Annotated in this window: 9 protein-coding genes and 2 pseudogenes; 7 read left to right on the top strand and 4 right to left on the bottom strand. The window is 69.1% G+C overall.

What is annotated here, in order from left to right:
• Positions 1 to 124: pseudogene (locus tag Q8M88_RS15040) on the top strand (IS5/IS1182 family transposase); the annotation flags it as partial.
• Positions 125 to 140: 16 nt separating this feature from the next.
• On the opposite strand, the gene Q8M88_RS15035 reads toward Q8M88_RS15040, so the two are convergent.
• Entirely contained in the window at positions 141 to 590 is a 450-nt protein-coding gene (locus tag Q8M88_RS15035) for a DUF4440 domain-containing protein (RefSeq protein ID WP_371132731.1), read from the bottom strand.
• A 121-nt stretch (positions 591 to 711) separates the two neighbouring features.
• On the opposite strand from Q8M88_RS15035, the gene Q8M88_RS15030 reads away from it, so the two are divergent.
• From Q8M88_RS15030 to Q8M88_RS15010, 5 genes are all read left to right on the top strand, one after another.
• A complete protein-coding gene (locus Q8M88_RS15030) occupies positions 712 to 1,542 on the top strand; it encodes an outer membrane protein (RefSeq protein ID WP_305597969.1) in 831 nt (276 codons plus the stop codon).
• Between the two features lie 17 nt (positions 1,543 to 1,559).
• Positions 1,560 to 2,204 (top strand): DUF6134 family protein, encoded by a 645-nt coding sequence (locus Q8M88_RS15025; RefSeq protein ID WP_305597968.1) that lies wholly within the window; start codon positions 1,560 to 1,562, stop codon positions 2,202 to 2,204.
• Between the two features lie 68 nt (positions 2,205 to 2,272).
• A complete protein-coding gene (locus tag Q8M88_RS15020; RefSeq protein WP_305597967.1) occupies positions 2,273 to 2,716 on the top strand; it encodes a hypothetical protein in 444 nt (147 codons plus the stop codon).
• Positions 2,717 to 2,833: 117 nt separating this feature from the next.
• Complete coding sequence (locus tag Q8M88_RS15015; RefSeq protein ID WP_305597966.1) at positions 2,834 to 3,256, top strand: Hsp20 family protein; 423 nt, start codon at positions 2,834 to 2,836, stop codon at positions 3,254 to 3,256.
• A gap of 42 nt (positions 3,257 to 3,298) precedes the next feature.
• Positions 3,299 to 3,556 (top strand): DUF1150 domain-containing protein, encoded by a 258-nt coding sequence (locus tag Q8M88_RS15010; RefSeq protein ID WP_305597965.1) that lies wholly within the window; start codon positions 3,299 to 3,301, stop codon positions 3,554 to 3,556.
• 36 nt (positions 3,557 to 3,592) lie between these two features.
• On the opposite strand, the gene Q8M88_RS15005 is transcribed toward Q8M88_RS15010, so the two are convergent.
• Both Q8M88_RS15005 and Q8M88_RS15000 read right to left on the bottom strand, forming a co-directional pair.
• Positions 3,593 to 4,894 carry an ammonium transporter gene (locus Q8M88_RS15005; RefSeq protein WP_305597964.1) on the bottom strand — a complete coding sequence of 434 codons (1,302 nt, stop codon included), beginning with the start codon at positions 4,892 to 4,894 and terminating at the stop codon, positions 3,593 to 3,595.
• Positions 4,895 to 4,993: 99 nt separating this feature from the next.
• Positions 4,994 to 5,200, bottom strand: a complete 207-nt coding sequence (locus Q8M88_RS15000) for a hypothetical protein (RefSeq protein WP_305597963.1) — start codon at positions 5,198 to 5,200, stop codon at positions 4,994 to 4,996.
• Between the two features lie 113 nt (positions 5,201 to 5,313).
• On the opposite strand from Q8M88_RS15000, the gene Q8M88_RS14995 reads away from it, so the two are divergent.
• The gene (locus Q8M88_RS14995) at positions 5,314 to 6,063 is read left to right on the top strand and encodes a Sir2 family NAD-dependent protein deacetylase (RefSeq protein WP_305597962.1); all 750 of its coding nucleotides are present in this window, start codon (positions 5,314 to 5,316) and stop codon (positions 6,061 to 6,063) included.
• 3 nt (positions 6,064 to 6,066) lie between these two features.
• On the opposite strand, the pseudogene Q8M88_RS14990 reads toward Q8M88_RS14995, so the two are convergent.
• A pseudogene (locus Q8M88_RS14990) lies at positions 6,067 to 6,254 on the bottom strand (hypothetical protein); the annotation flags it as partial.

Genomic DNA, 6,254 nt, shown 5'->3' with positions numbered 1-6,254 from the left:
CTTCGGCTGGATGACCCGCTGGCGCCGTCTGGTCCGCGACTAAGAGGCCCGGATCGACGTCTCGCAGGCCATGATCCTCGTCGCCATGGGCGGAAACCTGCTACGCCGGACCACCCACCCGTGAGTTTCCAAACGGACTCTCACCCCTGCAGAGTGATGTACAGCTCTCGTTCCAGCAGCCACTGGCCGCGGCGTTCCAGCCAGGCGGCCAGGTAGACGCCGCTCATCTCGATCCCATCCTTCCAGCGCCCGATCCAGCGGCCCGTCTCGGCGGCGCGGGCTCCGTCTGCGGCGAGTTCGACGCTCTCCGTGGTGCGCACGTAATCGACGAAGGCGGCCTCGGCGAACTGGCCGGCGAAGGCGGCGACCACCGCATCCGCGCCGTGGATCAAGGCGCCGTCGCCGGCGATCAGCACCATGTCGTCGGTCAGGTGCGGGCGTAGTCGGACGGCGTCATGGGCGGCGATCAGGCGGTTGGTCAGTTTGCGTTTGGCGCGGATGGCGGCGTCGGGGGCTGGCATCGCAGGACCTTGATCGAGCGTAACGGGAGTGGGCGGCTTCAGCCTGGCCGCCAGGCTGAAGCCGCCCACGAGGATCTCTTGCAGAAAGCACAGGCGGCGGCGAACCCGGAAGCCTATGTCGCCCGAGTGGCATCCAAAGCGCCCGCTCGCCCGTACCTGCCGTCCGGCGCTTGGCCGAATGGAGGACTTCATGGCAAGATTCACGATGGCCGGGGCGAGCGTCGCAGCCTTGTCGGTGCTGGGCGCCGGAACCGTCGCGCAGGCGCAAGCCGCTGACTGGACAGGCTTCTATGTCGGCGCGCACGCCGGCGCGGCCAGCCAGTCGGACAACGATGGCGAAAGCATCCTGTTCGACACCAATCTCGACGGGACCTTCAACAACACGGTGAACACCGCGGCGGGCGCGAACGCCTTTTCGCCAGGCTTCTGCGGCGGAGCAGCCACGGCCTCGACGCCCGGCGCCGGTTGCCGTGGCGACGACGACGGCCCGGAATTCGGCGGGCGCCTGGGCTACGACATGCAACTGGGCTCGTTCCTGGTCGGCGCGGTCGCCGAAGCCAGCCGCACCGACGTGACCGACAGCGTCAGCGCCTTCTCCACCACGCCTGCGCAGTACACCATGACCCGCAAGCTCAAGGGTCTGGCGGCGATCCGCGCCCGGGCCGGCTTCATCCTCGACCGCAACCTGATCTACGCCACCGGCGGAGCAGCGCGTGGCGAGATCGACCACACCTTCGGCAGCACCAACACCGCCAACACCTTCGTGCTGTCGGGCGACGACCACGCCGACGGCTACCAGTGGGGTGGCGGGCTGGAGCACAAGCTCACCGACAACGTGAACCTCGGCGTCGAGTACATCTACACCAAGCTCGATGACGGCGACGCCCGCGTGCGTTCGCAAGGCCCTGCGCCGGCCAACAACCCGTTCCTGCTGGTCAACGCCGCCGGGACCGACTTCCAGCGCAGCGAACAGGACTTCGAAATCCATTCGGTGCGGTTCACCGCCAGCTACCGGTTCTGACCGACATGGCGCCCGGGATGCTCAGCGATCACACGCGACGCGGCGTCCTGGGCGCCGCCCTCTGGCTGGCGGCGGCGCCAGGGGCTTTCGCCGCGCCCAGCGGAAAGCTGCGGTTCAAGGTGTACCGCAACGGCGTGCGGGTCGGCGAGCAGGTGACCACCATCGTCGGCGCTCCGGGCGCACAGACGGTGACCACCGACGCCCGGCTGGTGGTCAAGCTCGGGCCGGTGCCGGTATTCCGCTACCACCACCACGCGGTGGAACGCTGGCAGGGCGGCCGCTTCGCCAGCCTCGAGACCACCACCGACAGCAACGGCAAGCATGAGCGGGTGTCGGCGCGTAGCGGCCCGGCTGGGGTCGCCATCGAGACCGCCAAGCGAAAGACGACGGCGCCGGCCGACGCGCTTCCCTTCACCCACTGGAACCCGCAGGTGTTCGCCGGCGCGCCGCTGTTCAACCCGCAGACCGGCAAGCTGCTGAAGCTCTCGGTCAGCCGCCATGGCCCCGAGCGCCTCGCCCCGCCCGGCTCCCCGGCCGTGACCGCCACGCGCTGGGCGGTGCGCGGCGACGCGGAAATCGACGACTGGTACGACGCGTCCGGCGTCTGGGTCGGCCTGCGTGGCAAGCTCGAGGACGGCTCGACGCTGGAGTATCGCCGCTAAGCGTCCGCTTGCCGCGTCCTGGCGCGCAACTATGGTGAAGGTGCCCTCGTTCCCTGGAGCGCCTTCCTATGCGTCTGCTGGTCCTTGCCCTCGCCCTTTCCGTCGCCACCGCGGCCCAGGCCGCGCCCGCACCTCTGACGCCTGCCGACAAGGCGGCCGCGTTCAAGGCCGCGGGTTTCAAGCCCAAGGGGCGCGAATGGGTGCGCTGCGACGACACCCAGACGAGCTCACACCAGAACGGTTCCATCGAGGTCGCCGACCTGAACGGCGACGGCGCCCCGGAAGCCTGGGTGCGTGAGAGCAGCGTGTTCTGCTACGGCAACACCGCAGAGGCGTTTGTGTTGGTCACCAAGCGTCCGACTGGCTGGACGATCCTGCTCGACGAGGTGGGCATCGCGAACCCCTTGGCCACCAAGCATAACGGCTGGCCCGACATCGAGGTCGGCGGCCCGGGCTTCGGCCCTTCGCCCAAGTACCGCTACAACGGCGTGAAGTACGTGGCCGGCCGCTGAGCCGCGCGCGGCGTTGAAACGGCCACGCCTGATCCCCAGATAAGTCCTGTCCGGCGACCGCGCGCCTATCCAGGGCGCTGCCGCCGGAGAGTCGCTTGTTCGAGGACTCTTCTTGCGATGAACCGGTCTCTGCTGTTCGACAGCCCTTTCCTGCTCGGGTTCGAGCATACCCGCGCGCTGGCGGAACGCGCCGCCAAGGCGGCGGCCGAAAGCTACCCGCCGTACAATGTCGAAGACCGCGGCGGCGGCGATTTGCGCATCACCCTGGCGGTGGCGGGCTTCACGCCCGATCAGCTCCAGGTGACCGTCGAGGACCGCCAACTGGTGGTCGCCGGCAAGCGTGACGACGCGCAGACCAAGACCGAGGACGCCTATCTGCACCGCGGAATAGCCGCTCGCGGTTTCGTCCGCAGCTTCGTGCTGGCGGACGGGATGGAGGTCCGCGGCTGCGTTCTTGAGCACGGTCTGCTGCACATCGAGCTGTTCCGCCCAGAACCGGAGCGATTGGTGCGCCGCATCCCAATCCGGACGGCCGGCTGAACCTTGCAGCCGTTCGCGACGTTGACTTAGTTGGAGGTGGTCATGATGACGCCCGTTTTAACGACTGAAGCCTTTGCAGCCTTGGGCGCGCCGGACCTGGTGTACGTGCGCCCGGTCAAGGCCGCCGAGATCCTGGCCGGCACGCCGAACGGCCTGGTGGAAGGGTTCGAACTTGAACCCGATCAAACGCTCTATGCAGTGCACCGCGCCGACGGCGAACGGCTGGCGGTGATGACCGATCGCGATTCAGCGGTCGCCGCCGCCCTGGCGCACGAACTGGCGCCTGTGTCGGTCCACTAGATCAGCCTGACGACAATAGGGCGCGACCGCCGTCGATCAGGGGTTGTAGGCCCGCTCGCCGTGAGCGGCCATGTCCAACCCCTCCTCGATGGCTTCGTCGCGCGCGCGCAATCCGACCGTGCGCTCAAGCACCACCGCCAGAATCAGCGTCGCGATCGCCGACCAGGCGACGGTGGCGCCAACGCCGATCGCCTGGGTGAGCAGTTGTTGCGCCGGCCCGACCCCCGCGGCGTAACCCTTGCCGCCCAGCTCAGGCGCCGCGAGGCCAGCGACCAGCAGGGTCCCCAGGATGCCGCCGACGCCATGGACGGCGAACACATCAAGGGAATCGTCGATCTTCAGCCGATGTTTGATCAGCTCCACCGCTTGATAGCAGACGAAACTGCCGGCGGCGCCCAGCACTACGCCGCCCAGCGGGCCGACGAAGCCTGAAGCCGGCGTGACGGTGGCCAGGCCCGCCACCACGCCGGTGACCAGGCCGACCATGCTGGCCCGGCGGAATCTGCGCCACTCGATGAACGCCCAGACCAGCCCCGCCGTCGCCGCCGACAGATGGGTGACCATCAGCGCTGACGCCGCGTCGGCCCCGGCGCTGAGCGCGCTGCCCCCGTTGAAGCCGTACCAGCCGACCCACAGCATGCCGGCGCCGGTCATGGTCATGCCCGGGTTGTGCGGCGGCGAAAGCTCCCGCGGGAATCCGTCGCGCGGACCGAGGCGCCAGGCCAGCACCAGCGCCGAGACGCCCGCCGTGGCGTGAACCACCAGGCCGCCGGCGTAGTCCATGACGCCGCGCGCCATCAGCCAGCCGCCGCCCCACACCCAGTGGCAGACCGGCGCATAGACCACGAACAGCCACGCCGCCGAGAACAGCAGCACGGCGGAAAACTTAATGCGCTCGACGAAGGCGCCGACGATCAGCGCCGGGGTGATGATCGCGAAGGTCATCTGGAACATGAAGAACAGCGGCTCGGGCAGCGTGCCGGCGACAGCGTCGCGGCCGACCCCGATCAGGGCGAACTTGGCGAAGTCGCCGATCAGCGGCCCGCTTCCGGAGAACGACAGGCTGTAGGCGCCCAGCAGCCACAGAACCGAAGCCAGGCAGGCGATCGCCACGCAGTGGGCCATCACCGACAGCACGTTCTTCGACCGGACCAGGCCTGCGTAGAACAGCGCCAATCCCGGCAAAGTCATGAACAGCACCAGCGCGGTGGCGGCGAGCACCCAGGCGGTGTCGCCGGCGTTCACCTGGCCTGAAGCCTGGGCGCCGGCGCTTGAGGCGATGGTCGCAAACATCGCGGCGAGCGCGCCGACGCGCGCGCCGCGGCAGATCCTGGGCATGCAGCCTCCCCCTTGCGCGGACGTCGCTCCTGACCGCGTCCTAATGCTCAGGTTATAAACGTGAATCGCCCAATTCGCGAGCATCGCATTCTCGCGTGCTCATGACGCGTCGTCGTCGAGCTGGTCGGCGAGCGCCTGACGCACCGCCTCGATCAACGCCTTCAACCGGCCGGGCGGCAATCGGCTCGCCCCATCCAGGAACGCCGAGAACTCCGCGAGGAACGAGTCGTCTTCCGGGAAGCCCGCCTCGCTCCACTCGTCCGCCAACAGGCCGCGCCAATACGGGCGGTCGCCATCCTCACTCATTCACCATACCCCCACCATCTGGACGGTAGGGATACACCTTATGATTGTCTAGACGCTCAGCGCGCCGCCTGGCCGTTGCGCCGTTCCGGTGATCCGGGCCAGGATCGTTCACCATGCAGCCTCTGGATCACCTCGCACGATATATCGCCGATGCGCGCCGCATCGCGGTGTTCACCGGGGCGGGGATCTCGACGGAATCCGGGGTGCCGGATTTCCGCAGCCCCGGTGGGGTGTGGACCAAGATCCGTCCAATCCCCTTCCAGTCGTTCGTCGCCGACGAGGACGTGCGGCGAGAGGCATGGCGGCGCACCTTCACCGGCGTCGCGCGCTGGGTGGGCGCCCGGCCCAACGCCGGCCACGCCGCGGTCGCCCGCCTGGTCGGCGCCGGAAAGGCCCGCGCGGTGATCACCCAAAACGTCGACAACCTGCACCAGGCCTCCGGCGTCCCGCCCCCCCAGGTGATCGAACTGCACGGCAACGCCAGCTACGCGCATTGCCTCGACTGCGGGCTGCGGCACGAGCTCGCGGACCTTCGCGAGGGGTTCCTGGCCACCGACGCGCCGCCGACCTGCCGCGCCTGTGGCGGCGTCGTGAAAGTCGCCACCGTCTCGTTCGGCCAGCCAATGCCGCCTGCGCCGATGGCCCGCGCGGAAGCTGAGACCATGGCCTGCGATCTGTTCCTGGTGCTGGGCTCGTCGCTGTCGGTGATGCCGGCGGCGTCGTTCCCGTTGATGGCCAAGCGCAATGGCGCGCGGCTGGTGATCGTCAATCGTGATCCCACCGACCAGGACGCCTACGCCGACCTGGCGCTGCACGGCGAGATCGGCGCGGTGATGAGCGCCGTGGCGCCGGCGAACGGCTGAGCGTCAGGGCGGCGCGTCGGCGCAGCCTGTCAGGGTCTCCGCGCCCGCACGGACCTCCGCGCTCATCGGGTATTCGCGATCCGACATGCCGTCGCTGCAGGCGGTCTTGCGCAGACGGACCTGCAGCGCGTCCGTGGATGCGCCCCAGGCTGCGGCGTCGCCCTCGGCGCGGGGGCCCGGGTTCGCCGCCG

The sequence above is a fragment of the Phenylobacterium sp. genome (genome assembly GCF_030693805.1).
In the GTDB taxonomy this organism is placed as follows: domain Bacteria; phylum Pseudomonadota; class Alphaproteobacteria; order Caulobacterales; family Caulobacteraceae; genus Phenylobacterium.
This window is presented reverse-complemented; position numbering and strand designations above follow the sequence as displayed.